The sequence below is a fragment of the Spirosoma aureum genome, from assembly GCF_011604685.1.
Classification (GTDB): Bacteria; Bacteroidota; Bacteroidia; order Cytophagales; family Spirosomataceae; genus Spirosoma; species Spirosoma aureum.
The window spans coordinates 2,107,796-2,128,854 of record NZ_CP050063.1 but is presented as its reverse complement, the minus strand read 5'-3'; the positions used below and the strand labels follow the sequence as shown (position 1 = coordinate 2,128,854).

Sequence of the window (21,059 nt, the reverse complement as noted above, 5' to 3'; positions counted from 1 at the left end):
GGATGAAACGATTCAGCTACACAGAACAGGACAGCACATTGCAGTTAGTCGTATTGCCCGTTTTTGTGTTTATTCTGAACTGGATTCTGCTGAGAAATGTATACTGGCAAAACTGGCAGATTTTCGGATTTGCTACCCTCTCGGCGGGTTTGCTTTCCTATGGTAACTGGTTGGCCAACAACGCTATTTCCATTTATATCAATCAGCATTTTCCGTACTCTCAGCAGACTCCCCGGCGCATTCTTTTTATGTTTATTCTAACCGGTCTTCAATCATGCCTGACAATATCGGTTATTTATGGATTATATAAAGTGGTTGCCTCACCAGCATTTCCTGTTTATCCGGGCTGGTTGGGGTGGGCTTATACCTATGACCTGCTGGTGGTTGTTATGGTCATTACGGTTTATGAAGGTGTTTTTGCTTTTACGCACTGGGAACAAACGCTCATTGAAACCGAACAGCTAAAAAAAGCTAATCTCCAAAGCCAGCTCGATGGATTAAAAAGCCAGATCAACCCCCATTTTTTATTCAATTCGCTCAATTCGTTATCGTCGCTGATTGAAGATGACCCCGATCAGGCCGAACGATTTGTGGAAGAAATGAGCAGTGTGTATCGCTATCTGCTCCGAAGTAATGAGACCGAACTCGCTACGCTAAGTCAGGAAATTCAGTTCGCTCAATCGTATTTTCATCTGCTCAATACACGCTATGGCGACGGTATTCAGCTAAGGCTTGCTATTGATCCTGCCTTAGCCGACTATCTGCTTCCTCCACTAACGCTTCAAATTTTGATTGAAAACGTAGTGAAGCATAATATCATTCTTCCCCAGCAACCGCTCACGATTCGCATCGCCACAACGCCGGATGGAAGGCTGGAAGTACAAAATAATGTGCAGCGAAAAAATATTCGGGTGCCCTCAAACCGGGTAGGCTTATCCAACATAACTACTAAATATCAACTGCTTGGCCAGGGTTCGGTAAGCATTCAGGAAAATGATCAGACTTTTAGTGTAACCTTGCCATTACTAGCCAATTCTGAGTAATTCTACCCCGGAAATGCGTGGTTTCATAGGCAGAAAGCACCGTTTCATGGCTCACTTATATCAGTTCAAGCAATATAATTTTGGATAAATAGTGCTTCTTTTATCATTTTGTAACATAACCAGGCCAGAAACTTAACCTCACCCTCAAGGTAGCGACCCTATGAACGTATTTTTAATTGAAGATGAAGAATTAGCTGTTCGGAAACTATCCAAGCTTTTGCTGGATGTAGACCCAACCATTCAGATTGTTGGCACCGCAGCCAGTGTACGATCGTCGGTTGCCTGGCTCAACGCCAATGGCCCCGGTCAGCCATCTGCGCCCGACTTAATTCTAATGGATATCGAACTGGCCGACGGACAAAGCTTCGAAATCTTCGAGCAAACAACGGTTGGTGCGCCGGTTATTTTTACAACTTCCTACGACGAATATGCGCTCAGGGCTTTCAAAGTCAATAGTATCGACTATTTATTGAAGCCCATCAAACGGCACGAACTAGAGGCCAGTCTGGCCAAATACAAGCGTACGGTTGCCGATAACGGCGACACGATTGAACCGAAAACCAGTGATGTGGGCGTAATGGATATCGACGCGCTGGTTCAGCAGCTCCGGCAGCAAATCCAGCCGACCGATTACCGGCGTCGCTTTCTGGTCAAACACCGGCAGCAGTGGGTACCAATTGAAGTCAGCGACATTGCCTATTTTTATTCGGAAGAAGGCGTCAGCTTGTTTCGCACGCACGCAAACCAGAAATATTCACTGGATTATCCACTTGATGAGCTGGAAAAAATGCTTGATCCAGCACAGTTTTTCCGGGCCAATCGCCAATTTATTGTCCAGATCAATACGGTCCAGCAGATCCACCCCTACTTCAACAATAAGCTTAAACTTATACTCAAACCGGCTACCGACGAAGAGGTTCTGGTAAGCCGCGAACGGGCCACCGATTTCAAAAAGTGGATGGGAAAATAACTACGTTCTACTTAATGGACAAGTGATTCGTGGTCGACTAAAAGCGGCAAGGTTACCCGAAAACAATCGTCCAGTTCTTCGATGGTTGGCGTTGGCTGATCGAGTACCTGGTATTTAGTGGCCATATTCGACAATCCGGCGCCTGCCGTTTCTACCCGCACCCGCTTACGCTGGATCGTATTTTCGACGATCAGCTTATAGCCCTGAATCGTACGAATTGTGATCTTCAAGGGCCGATCGGGCAAAAAGGCATTGTGTTTAAGGGCGTTTTCGAGAAGCAGTTGTAAGGTTAGTGGTGGCATTAAGTAATGGGAATAAGCCGGGTCGACCGAAATCGTTAACTCAAGCCCTGCGCCATAACGCATCTTAAGCAGATACGAATACGACTCGATAAAGGTCAGTTCGTTACGCAAGGTAGTCAGCTCGCGTTCACCCGCCTGCAACAGATACCGGTACACGCTCGCCAGTTCATCCACGAAGGCTTCGGCCTGATGGGGATTTTCGGCAATCAGCGACGAAATGGAATTAAGGCTGTTGAACAGGAAATGCGGACTCACCTGATTTTTCAGCGAAACCAACTGGCTCTGGAGATTCCGTTTTGTTAATTCGTCTTTCTCGATCTGCGCTTTTCGCCATTCTTTAAGCACATAAGCACCTTCATAAATCACAAAATAAGCGCAGTGGTAAAAAAACTGCATGCCAACGGCCCGCGAATATTCAATCAGTTTCGAAAAATACCAGATATTTCCATCCAGCACGAATCGGGTAGTCTGGCGCACAAACCAGGCCAGATTCGCCATAACAGGCAGCAGTATCAACAACCAGAGCAAGCGTTTCCGGCTATTGTGCAGGCCGGGATAATGGGTCTGAAGCTGCAAAACGACCCACCGCGCCAGTTGCCACCAAAGTAGCCCGATCGATAAACCAATCAGATCATTGATTACGAGCGTTCGAAAAGGCAGTCTGAGATACCAATCCAGTCGAAAAAATAGCGCAACGAACGCAAACAACCCAATGGGTCCCCAAATACGGAGTTTGCTATCGTTGAAGGATGTCGTCATGAATTACAAGGTAGTCGTCAATTGGTGGGCACGCAGCAAGGGCAATCGTACTGTAAAATAGTCTTCATCGTCTTCAATTGATACCTGATCTTCACCCAGCAGTTTGTATTTGGTCAGAATGTTCGCTAATCCAATGCGATTTGAAGCGACTTTGGTTGTTTTACGCTGAAGATTATTCTGAACAATAAGCTGTTCATTCTGCACCCGTATGTCAATCTGCAACGGCAATTCCGGCAGAATTACGTTGTGTTTAACAGCATTTTCCACCAGCATCTGCAACGTTAGTGGTGGCAGCAGATAGTCGTCATATTGCGGATCGACAGCCATATAAATGTCAATACCGTCACCATAGCGGGTTTTCAACAGGTGATAATACGACTCAATGAAAGCCAGCTCATCGCGCAAGGACGTGAGTCGATCCTCATTGTTACGCAATAAATACCGATAAACGCTGCTGATCTCATCGACGAAGGTTTCGGCCTGAGCAGGATTTTCGCCAATCAGGGCTGATAGCGAATTGAGCGAATTGAATAGAAAATGGGGGTTGATCTGGCTTTTTAGTTCTTCGAGCTGGCTCTGTAACGCAGTTTTCCGGAGGGCTTCCTTCTCTGCATGCGTCTGTTTCCATTTACGCAGGCTATAAATTCCTTCGTAAATCACCATGTAGACACAACAATAAAAAATTTGAATCCCAATCGAATAAGTATAGTCGACGAAATCAGGCAACTCCCAAACGCTGTCATTCGCCACATTCTGGGCTACATACCGAATAAACCAGGCAAAATTGACCAATACCGGAGCCATTGCCAACAGCCATTTGAAGCGCGTTTGTGTTTGAGACAAATCGGGAAAACGACGTTGTAACGACATGATAACCCGCCGGGCTACTTCCCAGCAGGTAAAGCCAGCGGCTAAGGCAATCAGATCAGATTTGACTAAATCCGGGAAAGACAGTTCGAAATACCAGTTCAGCCGAAAAAAGATAGTGCCGAACACAAACAGTACGATGGGCCCAAAAATTCGCAGTTTTGTGTCGTTGAACGGCTTCATGCTTACTGATGTGTAGAAAATACGGCTACAACAGCGCTTTCCAGTAAAGATATAGATTTTAGCGTAAGTTGCGAGTCCTGGGTTGCCCCGGTTCCCGGTAGCTTTCTATTCACAAAACGTACCCCGCAGCAGCCAGCCGTAGAACCTCGCCATCGACCCGTATACGGCACTGGGCAATAAGGGTTAGGCCATTGTACGCTGTAGAGACGGTCTCCGATTCATCTAATAATGGCAAAGAAACTCCTTAGTCGAGGTATTTCTTATAGGTCGGCTTATAACCAGCAAGATAGGCAAACGGCGTCAGGAGCGTAAACAGGATTTTCTGCACGGCAAACGGTGGTTTAGCAATCCTGAAAACATTCGAAAAATGGTTGGCCATGAGTGCCGTCTGCAACAGTGGTGGCATTCCGGTTGCCTTCACTTTACCATCGCTGGCGAGCCCATTTGCCGTTTCGAGCAGTTGCTCGGTGTCCATGGCTGGCCTTACCTGCCAGTTGATGACGGTCTCACCGTCAGACGCATTCCACATGGCATGGACGGTATTGGCCGGAACATGCAGTTTATCACCCTTTTTCAGAATCTTCAATTGCCCATCCAGCTGAACAGTAAGCTCTCCGGCCAGAATTTCGAAATCTTCTTCCTGAAAGGGATGATAGTGTGCCGTTGGCTCTTTTGAGTGCGCGCGATAGGTCGATTCCATCTCCAGCAGTTTGCCGTTCGTGTCGGCAGCTGTCTGCAAAAACCGGATGTTCTGGCCGGTTATTTTATTCTGAACTAGTTTATTTTGATAAGCCATAGTATCAGTAAAGAGGTTAACACGTCGCAATTGGGAAACAAGAATAGGTACAAGATGAGCGAATATCAATCAATTCTGAACTGAACTCCCGGAATTGAGCCATGAACCGGAACTATTAACTGTCGAATAAATTATCTTCAGGCAATGCTGCGAGTTAGTCAATCAGCACTTTCGTATCAAAAATTTAAACCCTGGTAGCCGTGTCATTTTCCAGACGATAAATTGGCAATTCACCCCTGTGCGGCTTATAAAGGCATGGATTATTCTCGTTCTATAAATCAGTTTATGACTTTGGCATTTTTACACGAAATTCCTGTTAAGTAACTATAGGAACATGCTATGAATGTGATTTTTCGTCATTTTTATCGCCGTATTTCACCAACCCTAACTGGCCGGCGATTCGGTTTTTTCGCGCCGATAGTCGGCTGTTTTATTTGTAGAACCCACCTATTTTTTGATTAGTTTATTCAGGTGACGCTCGTTACTAAATCCATTGGCATCGTGTTTCGGTCAGCCATAACAGTAATCGATTAATTAACTAGACATGAAAGCGGTAATTCTTAAAGAACCGGGAGGGGTTGACAAGCTAATTCTGGCCGACCTACCCATGCCAGTACTAGCTCCAACCGACGTACTGGTTCAGACAAAAGCCATTAGTATAAACCCGGTGGATGCCTTTCTTCGAACCAGTCGCCAGTTTCCACCCTGGTTTACCCCTAAGGCTGGTGAGCCCGTTATATTAGGGTGGGATATTTCGGGGATAATCACTGAAATCGGTAGCGATGTTACCAATTTCAAACCGGGCGATGCGGTCTTTGGCATGGTACGCTTTCCCGGCCACGGTCAGGCCTATGCCGAGTATGTGTCGGCTCCGGCTGCGCAACTTGCGCTAAAACCCGATCTTGTGTCCCATGAATCCGCTGCTGCTGCCACCCTCGCAGCCCTGACCGCCTGGCAGTCACTGGTCAATTTTGTTAAGATCAAACCGGGCGATCGGGTCCTCATTCATGCGGCAGCGGGTGGTGTTGGGCATTATGCCGTACAACTGGCAAAGCATCTGGGAGCCTATGTGATTGGTACGTCATCAGCTGCCAATCGTGACTTTGTGCTGGAGTTGGGGGCCGATGAACACATCGACTATACGTCTCAGAAATTCGACCAGGTGCTAACCGACATTGATTTTGTGCTGGATCCGATCGGGCGGGATACGTTTGAGCGATCGCTGAACATTATCCGGCCGGGTGGTGCCCTTGTGGGTATCGTTGGCAACAAAGCCGTTATAACCGAAAAAACGCAGGCCAAAGGAATCAATGGCTTCCGGCAGGGTGTAATGTCAAATGGCGATGACATGCGTCAAATTGCCGATCGGATGGCCAATGGCACGCTACAGTCCCATGTATCCGATACATTTACGTTCGATCAGTTTCCCGAAGCGCATACACTGGTTGAGACCGGCAAAACAAAAGGCAAACTGATTGTAACCGTATAGTCGTCTGACCCTTTACCCGCTGAAACTGGGGTTTGCCTCAGGTTGTCAGGGTGCGCACTCTAAAACAGCCACAACGCCACATTGGGCAGGGTAACTGGCCGTAACGGCCAGTTACTTTGCATTGGTTTCCTGTAACTGCCTGATCTGTTCGCTGATCAGTCGAATTTTTGCCGCTGTTTTCTGAGAAAGCGCATGAGTCAGCATAATCTTCTAAAATTAAGTCTTGACAATTATATTAATTGGCACTTAGAAAAGCAGGCGCTTTATTTCCTGGAAAGGCATGACAACACAAACGCAGCCGCGTGCTCTCTCAACGTCCTGGACGGTCGTACTCGCATTCGCAGCTATTTACCTGATCTGGGGATCAACCTATATAGCTGCCCTGATCGGCCTGGAAAGTCTGCCCCCTTTTCTAATGGCGTCGCTTCGGTTCTTCATTGCCGGTGGGTTACTATTCAGCTGGTGTCGTATGCAGGGAGAGCGGGTAGATATGCGTATGGCGCTCCCACGTAACGCACTGGCTGGTACATTGATGCTGGGAGGAGGCACTGGTTCGGTCATCTGGGCTGAACAATACCTGCCAACCGGTCTGGCAGCTATTCTGGTTACGACCTTACCGCTCTGGTTCGTAGTACTCGATCGCCCACAATGGGCAACGTATCGCACGGCTAAACTCCGTTTAGTGGGGCTTTTACTTGGATTTGGTGGTATTCTGTTGCTTTTCAGCGAAGATCCGGCCGCGTTTGTATCGCAGGCAAAGGCCAGTATGTACTGGCCAAGCGTAGCGGTTATTTTAACGGGTACGATTTGCTGGGCAGTCGGATCACTTTATTCCCGATACCGCACAGCCCCAGGCTCAACCATCCTGAATGCAGCCATCCAATTGCTGGCAGCCAGCCTGTTCTGTGCCTTGGTGAGCTGGCTACTGGGTGAGTGGTCAGGATTTAGTTTCGATCAGGTAACGGTTCGAACCTGGACGGCTCTGGTTTATATGATTGTGTTTGGATCGATTGTCGCGTATTTATCGTATCTGTGGTTACTTCAGGTACGCCCACCAGCCGTGGTAGGCACCTACGCTTACGTTAATCCGGTGGTAGCCGTATTGCTCGGCTGGGCACTGGCCAACGAGGTAATAACGGAGCGGCAAATTGCGGCTCTGGCTGTCATTCTGGTTGGTGTTTTACTGGTTAATCGGCCTTCGTCTCCTTAATAGCGCCCTTGCACCTAAGCTCATTTTACTCTGATCATTTGCTAAAATTAGGCCTGGATATTACCATTCCTGACCCAGATCCTGATGGAACTGGTTTCTACACCCGGCAAGTTATTAATGAACTAGCTCCCATCTGGCAGCAGTTTCATTTGCGCTTAAACAAATTGATGGGCCGTTTGTATAAACTCAGTATTAAATTTCACTTTTTAACGAAACTTACTAAACTACGTACCCCTGCAAGACCGTTCATAAAATAATGGTATATTGAGGCTAGGACTTTCACTTCGAACCGTGCCACCATCTATTCTACTCACTTATGACGAACGAAATTACATCTTCACCAACCGTATTGCTTGTCAATGAACATGACGCCGTGATCGGCACGGCCGAAAAGCTGGCTGTACATCAGTCAGGGGAACTTCATCGGGCCTTTTCCGTACTGATTTTCAACGATCAGGGAGACTTTTTGCTTCAGAAACGAGCACCCCAAAAGTATCATTCCGGTGGTTTATGGTCGAATAGTTGTTGTGGTCACCCAAGTCGGCCCGACAACACCGCCGATCAGGCCGAGCAACGCCTGTTCGAAGAAATGGGTTTTCGGACAGCGCTGGAACCTCTATTCAGCTTTCGATACCACGCTGAATTGCCGAACGGCCTGACGGAGCACGAACTCGATCATGTTTTTACTGGTCGCTACCAGGGCCAGGTTCCGTTCAATCCTGACGAAGTTTGCGCTGTCCGCTGGATATCGGCCGATGATCTGGGGCAGGAAATAATCAGTGCTCCCGATACGTTTTCGGTTTGGTTTCGAATGCTCTTCGAGCGACTTCAACAACCAGTATAATTTACGTCAATTGTATACTTAGGTATTTAACCGAAAAAATACCGGATTCAGCTACCTAAATCGGGCATTCCGCAAGACTCATTTCTAAAATCCGGCTTAATCACCCCAATTTAGTAGCGCAGATACCTGATTAATAGCCGGTAACGTTATCCAAGGGTACTAATACATGTACCTACAGGAAAGTCGGTTTTACGGGTTAAAACACATTAATTATGAACTGATACAGGAAAGTAGTTTTGCTTATCAGGCAATTACTCGTTTTTTTAACCGTTTTCATTTCGAATTAACCAGTCTAACTTAGAAAAATTGATTCCATTAAACCAATTAAACACATGAAGACACTTACCGTATTAGCTGCCTGCCTTTTTGTTTCCGGAGTTTCGCTAGCCCAAAGCTGGACGGTCGATAAGGCCCACTCCCGCGTCGGGTTCACCGTAACTCACAATCTGCTGGCAGAAGTAGATGGTAATTTCAAAACCTTCGATGCTAAAGTTACTTCGGCAAAGCCTGACCTTTCGGATGCCGTTTTTGAACTTACGGCTGATGTAGCCAGTATCAATACGGACAACGAACGCCGGGACAACCACCTGAAAAGCCCTGACTTTTTTGACGCAGCAAAATTCCCGACCCTGACCTTCAAGAGCACATCGTTCAAGAAAGTAGATGGCAAGAAATATACCGCAACCGGTGATCTGACTATGCATGGTGTAACAAAACCGGTTACGCTGGATGTAACGATGGTTGGTCCTGTAAAAATGAAAGGACAGGGCGGCAAAGAACAGGAAAAAGTTGGTTTTAAGATAGCCAGTTCGGTGAAACGCTCTGATTTTAGTATTGGTACGATACCCGTAGTAGTTGTCAGCGATGAAGTTGAAATAAAAGCAAGCGGTGAGTTTGTAAAACAGGAAGGCAACGCTGCTGAGGCCAAGAAATAAGTAAAAATCAACCTGTCTTGAATCGTGCCTGATGATCGTTTTGTTATCATCAGGCTTTTTCTTTTTAACTAGTACCCAATTACTCGTCAAACCTTTTACCTCCATGAGAAACCGCAGAGATTTTTTGAAACAGGCCAGTACAGTGGCGTTAGGTGGATTGGTACTACCACAGCTTACACAGGCCGAACAACTGTTCGGATTGGCTGCTTCCCGCCCGATCGGCATCCAGTTATTTACGCTGTTCAGACAGATGAACGAAGACCCGAAAGGCACACTCCAAAAAGTAGCCGCAACGGGTTACAAAGAGGTAGAGTCGGCTTTTAGTCTGAAAGGGAAATACTACGGCTACACAGCCAAAGAATTTAAATCGCTGGTTGAAGGCATGGGTATGAGATGGCGGGCGCACCATGCGGGTGGAGCACCGTTCAAACCACGGCCAACACCGCCTGCCAGCACAACCGCAACGGGTGCAGCGGCAGCACCAGCTCGAAACCCATTTGGTAGTGGACCGATGCCTCCCATGCTGAATCTGCGTGATAACTACCAGCAGTTGGTTGACGAAGCAGCCGAAGGCGGGTTGAGTTATCTGGTTTGCGCCAGTACACCCGTGGCAACGCTGGATGAGATCAATAAATCAATCGAGGTATTTCAGAAAACCGGTGAAGCTGCGAAAAAGGCAGGTATCGGTTTTGCCTATCACAACCACGCTACCGAATTCGATCCTGTCGAAGGTGGGAAGACCCCTTACGAACTGGTTCTCTCGCAGACGGATAAAGACCTTGTGAAGATGGAACTGGATCTAGCCTGGGCAACTAAAGCGGGTAAAGATCCCGTTGACTTGTTCAAAGGGCAGCCAGGACGCTTTCCGCTCTGGCACATAAAAGACATTAAGTCGGATCTGAAAACGATTACCGAAGTTGGCAATGGCGTCGTTGACTTCAAGCGAATTTTTGCGGCAGCCAGTATTGCCGGTTTAAAATACTTCTTTGTCGAGCAGGATATGGCTCCCGGAATTGAAAACATTCAGATCAGTTACCAGAATCTCTCGAAAGTACTGGCCTGATCATACTAGCCTCAGCGAGATTTCCCAAACTGAGCCGACTGATGGCTCAGTTTGGGAGAGTTCTATCAGATTCAGCTTATCTACCTGGTAATCGAATGTTTACGAATACGGCTCAGCGTTTCGGGTGAAATACCTAAGTAAGAAGCGATCATATTCTGCGGAAATCGCTGCAAAAATTCAGGGTTTGATTTTAGTAAATCAATGTACCGTTCTTCGGCAGTAAGGCTAATCGATGCGTGAATTCGTTTCTGAGCGGCTATATAACTCCGCTCATCGAGCAATTGCCCCAGTTTTATAAACGATGGCGAGTGAGCCCTTAATTCCTGCAAACTGGCATTGGTTATCATCAACAGGTCGGTATCTTCCAGGGCATCGATATTATACCGGGATGGCGTAAGCATAATAAAGCTCTCCCGGTCGCTCATCCACCAATTCTCGATCCCAAACCGGACAATATGTTCTATTTCTTTCGCATCAACGGAGTATTGGCGCATCGCTCCTTTGACAATAAAGGCAATGTATTTACACACATCGCCTTCCTGCAATAAATACTGTTTCCGTCTGATTTTTTTAGCGACAAATGCCCGTTTGATCAACTCAAATTCCTCATCAGACACCGTATCGGATAGTTGAGTATCTATATAGTTTCGAAGCTTATCGTACATTACGCTGTGTACTTAATGGTACCATATTTCCCGTTAAAAAAATCACGGTATGCCTCCGCAATTTCCAGATGGGTATTCATGACAAACGGCCCTTCAGCCACGATGGGCTCCATGTAAGGTTCCCCGCCAAAAAGCATCACATCGGTCGACGCAATACGGTCGCTCTGGAGCACAATATCACCACCATCCATCTCAAAAGTAAGGAGTTTGCTGTTACCAAGCATCGATCCGTTTACGTTTACTTCATCGGAAGGTACGAAAGCCGCGTACTCAAAATCAGACCGCGTTGGCAGCGTAAACGATGACTTTGGATTCAGCTTTATATGGTATAAAAACTGCCTGCTGAATGTTTTGACCGGCGAGACCTCGTTACCTAATTTCCCAATCAAAATCCGTACAGTACCAGCATCATTGGGTAATACCACCTCCGGAATTTCGTCGGCCTGCACGGCCAGGTATTCGGGGGCTTCTGCCTTGTTTTTTGCGGGCAGATTAATCCAGAATTGCAGCGCATGGAGTACAGAGCCGCCCGCATCGGTCATACGGGGCTGTTCGTCATGAATGATTCCATTCCCGGCTTTCATCCACTGAATTCCCCCCGAGGCTACCGTACCGCGATGTCCCTGGCTATCGAAATGTGCAAGGCTACCCTTGAACAAATAGCTGAATGTGGCAATACCCCGATGCGGATGTGCAGATTCGCCGGTTGGCACTTCGGGTACTTCCGGATTTAGTTCTGTTGGGTATAGGTGATCAAGAAATATAAACGGGCCAACGGCATCTACATAACGATTGGGCAGTAAGCGATTGACTAGCAAGTCGCCCACTCTTGAATTGGTACCTCCGTAGCTAATTGCGGTTACTTTTTCCATGGCTAAAAACGGCAAATAATAGACTACAAATATGCAGTAACCAGCCCTTTGGCAGGAATGATATAGATCAGAAATAAGTCTTGACAAATATCAAGCGACAACATTCAGCACGGCCTTTGATTTGTATTACCAGACGAAAAAATTAAAAATAATCAATAGTAAATTTCACTTGATTAGCGAAAAATCTTATCATTACGTATAAATTACACAAAGAATTTTTCTTCTTCCTGAGCAGTCATTTATACGAGTAAACCTGGCGTTATTGATAGACTGAACTATAGTCCCACACTTCTCCCCTGCTTTCAACTTCACAAATATGAACCAGCACCAGAATCCAGTCTAACACCCATACTATCGTTTTTCCGTCACATTCCTAACCTGGCAAACTATGTATTTACGTTTTCTAATTCTAGGTATGGGCGTACTCATGCATCTCTCCGCATTTAGCGCGAAGGTCGATACGCTCGATATTCCCAGTGCCGCCATGCAAAAAAACCTTCGGGCGGCTGTTGTATTGCCCAGTAGCTATGCGAAAAGCAAGGCGTCCTATCCGGTTCTCTACCTACTGCATGGTGGTGGTGGGCAGTTCAACGACTGGCTGTCAAAGACGCCCGACAAGATGCTGCTGCACAACCTGGCCGATCAGTATAACCTGATTATTGTTACACCCGAAGGTGAGAAACTCAGTGGTTATCTCGACAGTCCGATTCAGAAAGACAATCTGTTTGAGACTTATATCACGAAAGAAGTGCTCGAAAAGATCGACAACACATACCGCACCATTCGCGATAAAAAAGGTCGGGTAATTACGGGCCTGAGCATGGGTGGGCATGGCGCATTGTATCTGGCTACGCGTCATCCGGATCTCTATTGTGCGGCTGGCAGCATGAGTGGCGCCCTCGATCTGAGCCCAACTCACTGGCGAATTGCGCCCGAGTTTGCCAAACAGATTGCTCCTCAGTTCGAGCGAATCCTGGGACCGCAGGGAGCTACACCCGATTTATACGCGGCTAACTCTGTCGTGAACATGGCCGATAAGATAAAGGCCAATGGGCTAAAGCTGATCATTGACTGTGGCGTCGATGACTTTCTGATCGAACCGAACCGAGAACTGCATCGCCGGTTGGTTTACAACCAGACGCCACACGATTACACCGAACACCCCGGCGGTCATACCTGGGATTATTGGGAAAATTCGCTACCCTTTCACATCCTTTTTTTCAATAAGGTTCTCAAATCCAACGGCGCAATTGCACCCTAGATAATTCCTAATGGCGCAGTACAGTAAAGCGGTGTTAGATGTTGATTACCAGAATCTAACACCGCTTTACTGTTTTTTACGCAGACGAAAATCCAGGTATACATAAGCTGAGCGATCAATTGGTTTCACTCCGAAGAAACGGCTTTTTTCGTAGCCTTTTAGTTACCGGTCAATCTTCTGCCCTCATAAGTCCGTATATTTATCAATGGACAACCAACCGGAATGATGAAATTATCTGCTATTCTTGTTGATGATGAGCGAGCTAGTCTGGATGCATTACGTGTAAAGATCCAAAAAGTAGCCCCTGACGTGGATGTTCTACAGACCTTTCAACATCCGTCAGATGCCGTGGCGAGTTTAGCCCATTACAAACCCGATGTATTATTTTTAGACATCGATATGCCTGGGATGAACGGGTTCTCTCTCCTGCGCGAACTGGGAACAATCGACTTTGAGGTGATTTTCTGCACAGCCTACGGTCAGTATGCGATTGATGCCCTGCGGATGAGTGCACTCGATTTCCTGCTTAAACCCATCCACGAAGGTGAGCTTCAGCAGGCCATCGAACGGCTGCACCAGAAGCGTCAGCACCGCGAAACGGTTTCGATCGATATAAATCGCCCAACGCCGTCGCCACATGCCCTGTTCAATAAAATTGCCGTGTCGTCATTGCGGGGGCTGATGTTCGTACCCGTTCAGGACATTATTCGGCTTGAAGCTGACAGCAATTACACGACGTTTTATCTGGTCGATGGCCGTAAAATTGTGGCCACCAGAACATTAAAAGACTTTGCTGACCTGCTCGAGCCGCTCAGCTTTGTCCGGATTCACCGCTCGTCGCTCATAAATCTTCAGCATCTGAGCGAGTACGTCCGGGGTGAAGGTGGCACCGTCGTTATGTCTGATGGTAGTGAGGTGGAGGTCTCGCGCCGGGAAAAGCAGCACTTTTTTGAGCGGATTGGCTGGGTCTGATGAGCAGGCTTTATAATGTCACTAACGATTATAACCCATGCTCATTGGCAAACCGAATCAGTTCGGCCAGGTTATTTATGTCCAGCTTATAGTAAATATTCTTTCGGTGTGTTTTAACCGTTTCTTCTGAAATAAAGAGTTGCCGGGCTATTTCTGGCGCCGATAATCCTTCTCTCATTAACACAATAATCTCTAACTCTCTGGGCGACAACTTAAACCGTTTCACAAACTCATCTTCCTGATGGAGGGCAGCTGCTTTTCCATTCAGCTTTATATCGAAATACCGACCGCCTGTAATAACACTTTGCAAACAGCTGATCAATTCCTGTTGTGAGGCACTTTTCAACAAATAACCGGCAACACCAATTTCTTTAAGTTCATCAACAAATTTCTGGTAGTTATACATCGAAATGATTACTACCCTGACGGTCGGGTAGTCGCGTACAATTTGCCGGGCCACATCGATACCATTTCGATGGGGCATATTGATATCTAATAAAACGACATCAGGCTGTAGTTGATGAATGCCCAGGATTACGTCATCGCCCCTATAGACCTGACCAACAACCTGAAACGGGCTCCCCTCAAATGTTAATAATGTACGTAATCCATCATTGAATAGTTGATGGTCGTCGGCAATGAGAATTGTAGAAGGAATTGCTCCCGAAACCATACTTCTGGATTTAAAGAGGCACTTCCAGAGTGATGGTTGTACCTCTCTCTCCAGAATCAACCAGCAACTTCGACTGAAGATAGGCTACGCGGGAGCGAATATTTCGTAATCCGATTCCTGATTGACTTATGCCCTCGTTAATCGGATAACCCCTGCCGTCATCTTCAACCAATAAAGATACTTGTTGCGGGTAAAAAATCAACTGGATTGTGATTTGCTTTGCTTTTGCGTGCTTAATCGCATTATTAATCAGTTCAATGGCAATTCGGTAGATTGTTAGCTCCGTTTCGTTATCGAATCGTCGTTCCTGCCCATGGGTGATGAACAGAAAATGCAGTCCCGAACTAGTTTCGGCCCGCCTGACGGTCTCGTGGATAGCCTCTGTCAGCCCCAGCCTGGCAAATTCGGGAGGCATTAGGTTATGTGATATATGCCGCAGATCCCGAATTGCCTTTTCCATCAGATCGATTGGTCTGGCCAATTCATCGCTGGTTTGGTGAACGGTTTCCAGCTGCCCTTTTATAGCCGATAATGTGGCGCCTAAATCGTCGTGCAGATCAGCCGCCAGCCGTTGACGTTCTTCCTCCTGCACCTGCAGGACCCGTTTCAGAGCGTTTCGTTGCCGACGTAGCCTGGCCTGTGTATACAACCGGATCGAAATGCCGGCGAGCAGCAACAAAATGAAGGCTGCTGTTAACCGGAACCAGATGGTTTGCCACCACGGTGGCTGAATCATTACGTGGATAGATGCCCCTTTTTCATTCCAGACACCATCATCGTTTGAAGCTTTTACCCGAAATGTATAGTCTCCGGGGGGTAAATTGGTATAGTTGGCAAATCGGCGGGTTCCTGCCTGTACCCACTTCTTGTCTACACCAACGAGTTGATAGGCGTACTGATTTTTTTCGGGAGTGTTGTAGTTGAGAGCGACGAACTCAAAAGAAAGAAAGTTTTCCTGGTAGGCTAATGCAATATGATCTGAGGGTACCGCCCGACGTTTTCCCAGCACCGTGAAGCCGGTAATATACACGGGAGGAGGAATGGCATTATCCCTGACGCTATCTGGGTAGAACATAACGAACCCATTCCGGGTACCAAATAAAAGCTTACCCTTGTGATTTTGAACCGCACCGGTCAAAAACTCATTGTCGGGCAGGCCATCTCGCACATCATAGTTACGAAACACGTTGGTCATAGGGTCAAATCGGCTTAGCCCCCTGGTTGTACCCATCCACAAATGTCCTTTCTGATCGCCTATAATACTTAGGATTCGATTACTCGGTAGTCCTTCCTGAGTCGTATAGGTAGTAAATTTGCCCGTCCGGGGATCTAATCGATTAAGACCGCCCAACCCCGTACCTGCCCAGATAATACCTTGAACATCTTCGTACAGGCAACGTACTTCTTTGTCGTTGACATGGCCAATTAGCGACTGATAGTCAGGCATATAGTGCCGAAATCTACCTGTTTTTGGATTCAGACGATTTATGCCTCCCCCTCCTGTAGCCAGGTAAATATCTCCATTGCGGCTGGCCAGAATGCCGTAATAAAAGGGATTATTTAAACCAGATGTATCCTTTTCGTTGTAGCGATAGGAAGTGAACTGTGCTTTATCGGGATCAAACGCAGAGAGTACGGCCGAATCGCCTGCACTGCCGCTCGGGAGCCATAATGTACCCTTTTCATCTTCAGCCATATGGTAAACGGAAAATGGGTATGCATAGCGGACAAACCTGCCCGTAGTGCGATTCAGTTGATACAGGCCGTTGGCAGCACCCATCCAGAGTCGTCCTTTACGGTCTTCATAGACCGTTAATACATCCTTGCTGGCAGGATCAGAAGTATCCAGCGGAACAGGCTTGATTTGCTTATCCCTGGGATCAAACCGGAATAACCCATTCTTGAAACTACCATCCATGTTCCCGGCATTACTACCTAACCAGATGGTTCCCGTTTTATCCTCCAGCAATGTGTTGATGTAGTTGCTATTCAGGCTGATTGTGGGTATAGACGGAATAATCTGGTGAGCTATAAATGATTTGCTATAGGCAGATCCTTTATTAACACCACTATTGGTCCCTACCCATAACGTGCCTGTTCTATCCTGAAATAATGACTGAATACTGTTATTGCTTAAACTACCCTGCTGAGAAGCATTGGACTGGTAGGTGATCACCCGGTCAGTTTTCGTATCAATGTCTTGCAAACCCTCGCTGGTAGCCAGCCACAAGTGTCCAGCTTTATCAGAATAAATTCCGTTATACCGTATCGCTTTATTGACTTCCCCACGAGGATTGTAGCGTGTAAAGGCCAAAGGACGCCGTTTGGTATCCATTCGCCATAATCCACCGGAAAGGCTCCCTGCCCATAATAGGCCATCGGCATCAATACAAAGCGACGAGATAAATGGCTGACGATCAAGAGAAGAATCCAGTAACACATCCGTAAACGTACGGGTCTGTCGATCAAACTGTTGTACACCCTGAATACCACCCACCCAAAAACGCCCTGATTGTTCCTGGGTTACGGCAACGAGGTATTTTTGTTTCGTATAGAGCGTATACTGTTTGGCCTGCGTATCAAATCGGGCAAGGCCCCTGCCCGTTGCGATCCATAAAAAACCTTTCGCATCTTCATGGATAGAAAAAAGCGTATTTAATGAACTATTATGCCCCGATCCAATCTCATAAGCCGTCACGTTTCCGGACCGTTTGTCTACGAGGTGTAATCCACCGCCGAGGGTAGCAGCCCATAATAGTCCCCGGCGATCCTCATGAATGTCGGTTATGATGTTATGATGAAAGGTGTGTTTAGGATCACGGGGATCGGGCTTAAAAACCGTAAAGGAGTACCCATCATATTTGTTCAGGCCATTATGAGTGCCAAACCACATAAAGCCTTCCCTGTCCTGACAGATGCTTCGCACTGTGCTTTGCGAAAGCCCCTGCGGAGTAGAAAGATGTTCGAAGTTAAGGGTCGTTTGGGCATTGCTTAGCGACGCCAAACTAAGACTGAAAATTAGTACTGTAAACCATGTGTAGTTCATGGTGATGTGCTTAGGCATTAAGAAACCGTGTTCACTGATTACTACGAAAGTACACGACAGAAAGGGCACTAAAAATCCCCCTTTCGGGGGATAGAATACAACTGAAAAGTCAGTGAAATTTACAGGCAATTCAGTACGTATCTTTAGTTAATCAATTAACATTCTTCCTTGAACTAAATACTATGCTCTATTCTTTACGTTTATCTCTGATTTGCTGCCTCATCGCCCTGATCAGTATACCTGCCCTGAGCCAGAGCACACGCACCGTTGCCAAACCGAATGAAACGGTTTGGGTGATTGCCTATCCGGTCAAGGCTAACAAACGTGCCCAGTACGAACGATTCATTCACGAAATTTTCTGGCCCGGCGCCAAAAATTTATCGGCGGCTGAACAGAAAATATTCAAACAGACGCGCGTTATGCATCCCACCAAGCCAGAGCCCGACGGGTCGTATGCCTACCTGTTCATCATGGACCCAGTGATTAAAGGGGCCGATTATGGCATTGAGTCGTTGCTGAAGAAAGAATATGGCGAACCCAAAGCCAGCGAGTATTTCAAGCTGTTTAAGGACGCTATTATTGAGAAGAATTACAAAGATTACCGACTTACTCAATCAAAGGATTAAACGGCTATTGAGTTTCATTTTCTTGACATAACGATTGCTTTCCGATTCTATCCACACAATATCTCCCAGAACAGGCGAGTCCAGGTCTATAATCGCCGTTTGCTCAAAGGTTTTTGCTTTTCGACAACCAGCGATTTAGCTTGGACTCATTATTCTCGTTTCCTTTACGCTGCCTATCAGCTCATTAACTGAAAATCTTAGCTAACTTTTTTAAAGAATATCATCTTTTGGCTTGCCAGTTAACTGAAGATTTTTGTATAGAGTCGTGCTACGGTTCCGAACCGTAGCACGACTCTATACAAAAGCCTCAACTACTCTGAAGCTTTTGTTTTTATAGTCCATTTAACCTAAAAAATTCACACGATCATGAAAGAACTACGCTGTAAAGATGTTGGATTCGATTGCCCTGGAATTATCCAGGCTGAAAGCGAAGCCGAAGTATTGCAATTAGCGGCACAACACGCTCTGGATGCGCATCAGGTGATGGTCACTCCGGAGATGGCCGAGCAGATCAAACCACTGATTCATGAAGCATAGTAACCAGGCGAAACCGAACGATCATGCGCAACAAAAGCTGTTTATTTATCGCCCTCTGGTTCCTCCTGGCCTGTGCAACAGGTCAGGCTCAGACATCCACAACTAGTTCCACACCGACAACCGCCAAGAAGATGAAATTCCTGATACATATTACCTGTGGTCCAGAAAACGCAACGAAGGCTGCACTGGGTTTTCTGGTGGCGAAGACCGCTATCGATGAAGGTCACACCGTTACGCTCTTTCTGGCGGGCGATGCCGTTACGCTGCTGAAAGATGCAGAGATGGATAAGGTTGTCGGGTTGGGTACAGGCAAGCTCCGCGAACATTATGAAGCCATCGCGAAAGGAGGTGGCCGATTCTATTTATCAGGTATGTCATCGAAAGCACGGGGACTTGCTGATGCGGACATTGCCGGAAAACCCGCTGAATTTGCGATGCCAACGGTACTGGTTCGGCTAGCGACAGACAGCGACCGCATGTTTACCTATTAAGTTTTTCCAACACCAGCGAAACAGACATAATCATATTGACAGTCAATAATTTACAGACCAATTCTTTTCATAGCATTTCCGATAAACAGGCGGCAAAACGACTATTTATTAATCGTCAATTTTGTAAACAAATTCTCTGAATATCAAGAAAAATCGCACTTCGCTAAATAGTAACCGCCGTTTGCGCAGGGGCTTTTGCCCGGTGCTAAACGGCGATTTACTTTTCAGGTATAAACTACCTACCTATGAAACGGCCCATGCGCCAGCAACTCATCGAATGGCTATGCTTATTCCTGGCTGGCCTTCTGGGCTTGTTATTGATTTTTCTCTAAATACCGACTAAGACCGAAACCATTGACCCGTATGTATCGCTCATTTATCCTGTTAATTCTGATCGCAACAGCCTTCCGACCTGCGTTTGCTCCTCGTGTCGGTGGTGTAGCTGGCACCTGGAAACGTACGGCAATGACCCTGGTCGAAAGTAATGGCAAAGCAACCGACATGATGCAAATGATGACGCGTAGCATGCCCTGTACCAAAGACGTTACTTATACATTTATGAGTGATGGAAAAATGAAAACAAATGTTCCCGATGCCTGCGGATCAATGAAAAAGACCATCGAATCAATGAGCGTCGATGCGCACTGGTCAATAAGTGGCCGGAAAATAACCGTTACATCGTCAATGAAGGAATTTCCCGAGGCTGTGTATGATGTTAGTATGCAGGGCCGTACCATGACCTGGGTATTCACCTATGCCGACAATCCGAAATCGCCTAATCCGACAAAAGCGGAACGGCTAACGACGGTTTATGAGCGGATTTAGAAACGTATGCCCATGAAAAAGCCTTTGGGTTGTCTGACTGTTCTGGCAGGGCTGTTCCTGATCGGTTTGGTCTGGGGTGGTATTCGTTTCTATGGAGGAAAATTTTTTGATCGTTACCAACGTCCCTGGGCCTACAGCGACACCGAACCGCTTTTGGTCGGCCACTGGCAGGGTTCTTTTAACGATCCAGATGGCCTATCGAAGAATCTCACCCTTACTATCGACGTACCCGTAACCGACGATGAGCGTTGGAATAAGGCGTTTAAAAAGCGCAGGCGTCGATCCCGTTCTAATAAGCAGGCATTCGATGGTCTGGCCACCGTAACGAGTAAGCTTGGCCGGGAAGAGTATAGAATCAATGGGAGTGTCAATAAAGACGACTATCATCTGTTTACGATGCACTTTGGCCCAGTTGATGCGAAGTATCATGTGGTGCCTAATTTTTACATCAACGACATCGAACAGGGTCGTTGGGAAACGGATGCGATGACCTTAACGCTACGGTTCAGCTATTTCCAGAAAGATGGCTCAAGTTATTCGAACAGCGCCGATCCGCGTTTCAGCAAGAACGTTACGGTTACTCTTCATCGGGGAAATCACTAAATTTATTGCCGGAAAATACCCTGGCAA

The 21,059-nt window shown here is 46.8% G+C and carries 21 protein-coding genes; 14 read left to right on the top strand and 7 right to left on the bottom strand.

Features of this window, described 5'->3' with window-relative positions; genetic code table 11:
* Nucleotides 1-2: 2 nt before the first annotated feature.
* Nucleotides 3-1,043: a sensor histidine kinase gene (locus G8759_RS08540; RefSeq protein ID WP_167206993.1), complete on the top strand. Its 1,041-nt coding sequence runs from the start codon at nucleotides 3-5 to the stop codon at nucleotides 1,041-1,043.
* Between the two features lie 160 nt (nucleotides 1,044-1,203).
* A complete protein-coding gene (locus G8759_RS08535; protein ID WP_162387884.1) occupies nucleotides 1,204-2,013 on the top strand; it encodes a LytR/AlgR family response regulator transcription factor in 810 nt (269 codons plus the stop codon).
* An 11-nt stretch (nucleotides 2,014-2,024) separates the two neighbouring features.
* Here G8759_RS08535 and G8759_RS08530 read toward each other — a convergent pair whose 3' ends face one another.
* The 3 genes from G8759_RS08530 to G8759_RS08520 all read right to left on the bottom strand — a co-directional run bounded on the left by G8759_RS08530 (nucleotide 2,025) and on the right by G8759_RS08520 (nucleotide 4,920).
* On the bottom strand, nucleotides 2,025-3,074 hold the full coding sequence (locus G8759_RS08530) for a sensor histidine kinase (protein WP_167206991.1): 1,050 nt from the start codon (nucleotides 3,072-3,074) through the stop codon (nucleotides 2,025-2,027).
* Nucleotides 3,075-3,077: 3 nt separating this feature from the next.
* On the bottom strand, nucleotides 3,078-4,124 hold the full coding sequence (locus tag G8759_RS08525) for a sensor histidine kinase (RefSeq protein WP_167206989.1): 1,047 nt from the start codon (nucleotides 4,122-4,124) through the stop codon (nucleotides 3,078-3,080).
* A 244-nt stretch (nucleotides 4,125-4,368) separates the two neighbouring features.
* Complete coding sequence (locus G8759_RS08520; RefSeq protein WP_167206987.1) at nucleotides 4,369-4,920, bottom strand: cupin domain-containing protein; 552 nt, start codon at nucleotides 4,918-4,920, stop codon at nucleotides 4,369-4,371.
* 544 nt (nucleotides 4,921-5,464) lie between these two features.
* On the opposite strand from G8759_RS08520, the gene G8759_RS08515 reads away from it, so the two are divergent.
* From G8759_RS08515 to G8759_RS08495, 5 genes are all read left to right on the top strand, one after another.
* Nucleotides 5,465-6,409 (top strand): NADP-dependent oxidoreductase, encoded by a 945-nt coding sequence (locus tag G8759_RS08515; protein WP_167206984.1) that lies wholly within the window; start codon nucleotides 5,465-5,467, stop codon nucleotides 6,407-6,409.
* Nucleotides 6,410-6,689: 280 nt separating this feature from the next.
* Nucleotides 6,690-7,619, top strand: a complete 930-nt coding sequence (locus G8759_RS08510; protein WP_167206982.1) for an EamA family transporter — start codon at nucleotides 6,690-6,692, stop codon at nucleotides 7,617-7,619.
* 316 nt (nucleotides 7,620-7,935) lie between these two features.
* Nucleotides 7,936-8,463 carry an isopentenyl-diphosphate Delta-isomerase gene (gene idi, locus G8759_RS08505; protein WP_167206980.1) on the top strand — a complete coding sequence of 176 codons (528 nt, stop codon included), beginning with the start codon at nucleotides 7,936-7,938 and terminating at the stop codon, nucleotides 8,461-8,463.
* Between the two features lie 332 nt (nucleotides 8,464-8,795).
* Nucleotides 8,796-9,398, top strand: a complete 603-nt coding sequence (locus G8759_RS08500; protein ID WP_167206978.1) for a YceI family protein — start codon at nucleotides 8,796-8,798, stop codon at nucleotides 9,396-9,398.
* Between the two features lie 103 nt (nucleotides 9,399-9,501).
* Nucleotides 9,502-10,461 carry a sugar phosphate isomerase/epimerase family protein gene (locus G8759_RS08495; protein WP_167206976.1) on the top strand — a complete coding sequence of 320 codons (960 nt, stop codon included), beginning with the start codon at nucleotides 9,502-9,504 and terminating at the stop codon, nucleotides 10,459-10,461.
* Between the two features lie 80 nt (nucleotides 10,462-10,541).
* Here G8759_RS08495 and G8759_RS08490 read toward each other — a convergent pair whose 3' ends face one another.
* Nucleotides 10,542-11,126 (bottom strand): Crp/Fnr family transcriptional regulator, encoded by a 585-nt coding sequence (locus G8759_RS08490; RefSeq protein ID WP_167206974.1) that lies wholly within the window; start codon nucleotides 11,124-11,126, stop codon nucleotides 10,542-10,544.
* Entirely contained in the window at nucleotides 11,126-11,998 is an 873-nt protein-coding gene (locus tag G8759_RS08485; protein ID WP_167206971.1) for a pirin family protein, read from the bottom strand. Before G8759_RS08485 ends, G8759_RS08490 begins: the two co-directional genes overlap by 1 nt.
* A 388-nt stretch (nucleotides 11,999-12,386) precedes the next feature.
* Between G8759_RS08485 and G8759_RS08480 the strand changes: the two genes are divergently transcribed.
* Nucleotides 12,387-13,259 (top strand): alpha/beta hydrolase, encoded by an 873-nt coding sequence (locus G8759_RS08480; RefSeq protein WP_167206969.1) that lies wholly within the window; start codon nucleotides 12,387-12,389, stop codon nucleotides 13,257-13,259.
* 222 nt (nucleotides 13,260-13,481) lie between these two features.
* Nucleotides 13,482-14,231, top strand: a complete 750-nt coding sequence (locus tag G8759_RS08475) for a LytR/AlgR family response regulator transcription factor (RefSeq protein WP_167206967.1) — start codon at nucleotides 13,482-13,484, stop codon at nucleotides 14,229-14,231.
* A gap of 28 nt (nucleotides 14,232-14,259) precedes the next feature.
* Here G8759_RS08475 and G8759_RS08470 read toward each other — a convergent pair whose 3' ends face one another.
* Complete coding sequence (locus tag G8759_RS08470) at nucleotides 14,260-14,904, bottom strand: response regulator (RefSeq protein WP_167206965.1); 645 nt, start codon at nucleotides 14,902-14,904, stop codon at nucleotides 14,260-14,262.
* A gap of 10 nt (nucleotides 14,905-14,914) precedes the next feature.
* Nucleotides 14,915-17,950 carry a sensor histidine kinase gene (locus G8759_RS08465; protein WP_167206963.1) on the bottom strand — a complete coding sequence of 1,012 codons (3,036 nt, stop codon included), beginning with the start codon at nucleotides 17,948-17,950 and terminating at the stop codon, nucleotides 14,915-14,917.
* A gap of 182 nt (nucleotides 17,951-18,132) precedes the next feature.
* Here G8759_RS08465 and G8759_RS08460 point away from each other — a divergent pair, with 182 nt between their 5' ends.
* The 5 genes from G8759_RS08460 (at nucleotide 18,133) to G8759_RS08440 (ending at nucleotide 21,032) form a co-directional block, all read left to right on the top strand.
* On the top strand, nucleotides 18,133-18,576 hold the full coding sequence (locus tag G8759_RS08460; RefSeq protein ID WP_167206961.1) for a hypothetical protein: 444 nt from the start codon (nucleotides 18,133-18,135) through the stop codon (nucleotides 18,574-18,576).
* A 366-nt stretch (nucleotides 18,577-18,942) separates the two neighbouring features.
* Nucleotides 18,943-19,113 (top strand): DUF1059 domain-containing protein, encoded by a 171-nt coding sequence (locus G8759_RS08455; RefSeq protein WP_167206959.1) that lies wholly within the window; start codon nucleotides 18,943-18,945, stop codon nucleotides 19,111-19,113.
* A 23-nt stretch (nucleotides 19,114-19,136) separates the two neighbouring features.
* Complete coding sequence (locus G8759_RS08450; RefSeq protein WP_167206957.1) at nucleotides 19,137-19,604, top strand: DsrE family protein; 468 nt, start codon at nucleotides 19,137-19,139, stop codon at nucleotides 19,602-19,604.
* Between the two features lie 363 nt (nucleotides 19,605-19,967).
* Entirely contained in the window at nucleotides 19,968-20,429 is a 462-nt protein-coding gene (locus tag G8759_RS08445; protein ID WP_167206955.1) for a lipocalin-like domain-containing protein, read from the top strand.
* 12 nt (nucleotides 20,430-20,441) lie between these two features.
* On the top strand, nucleotides 20,442-21,032 hold the full coding sequence (locus tag G8759_RS08440) for a hypothetical protein (RefSeq protein ID WP_197933107.1): 591 nt from the start codon (nucleotides 20,442-20,444) through the stop codon (nucleotides 21,030-21,032).
* The last annotated feature ends 27 nt before the right edge of the window (nucleotides 21,033-21,059 follow it).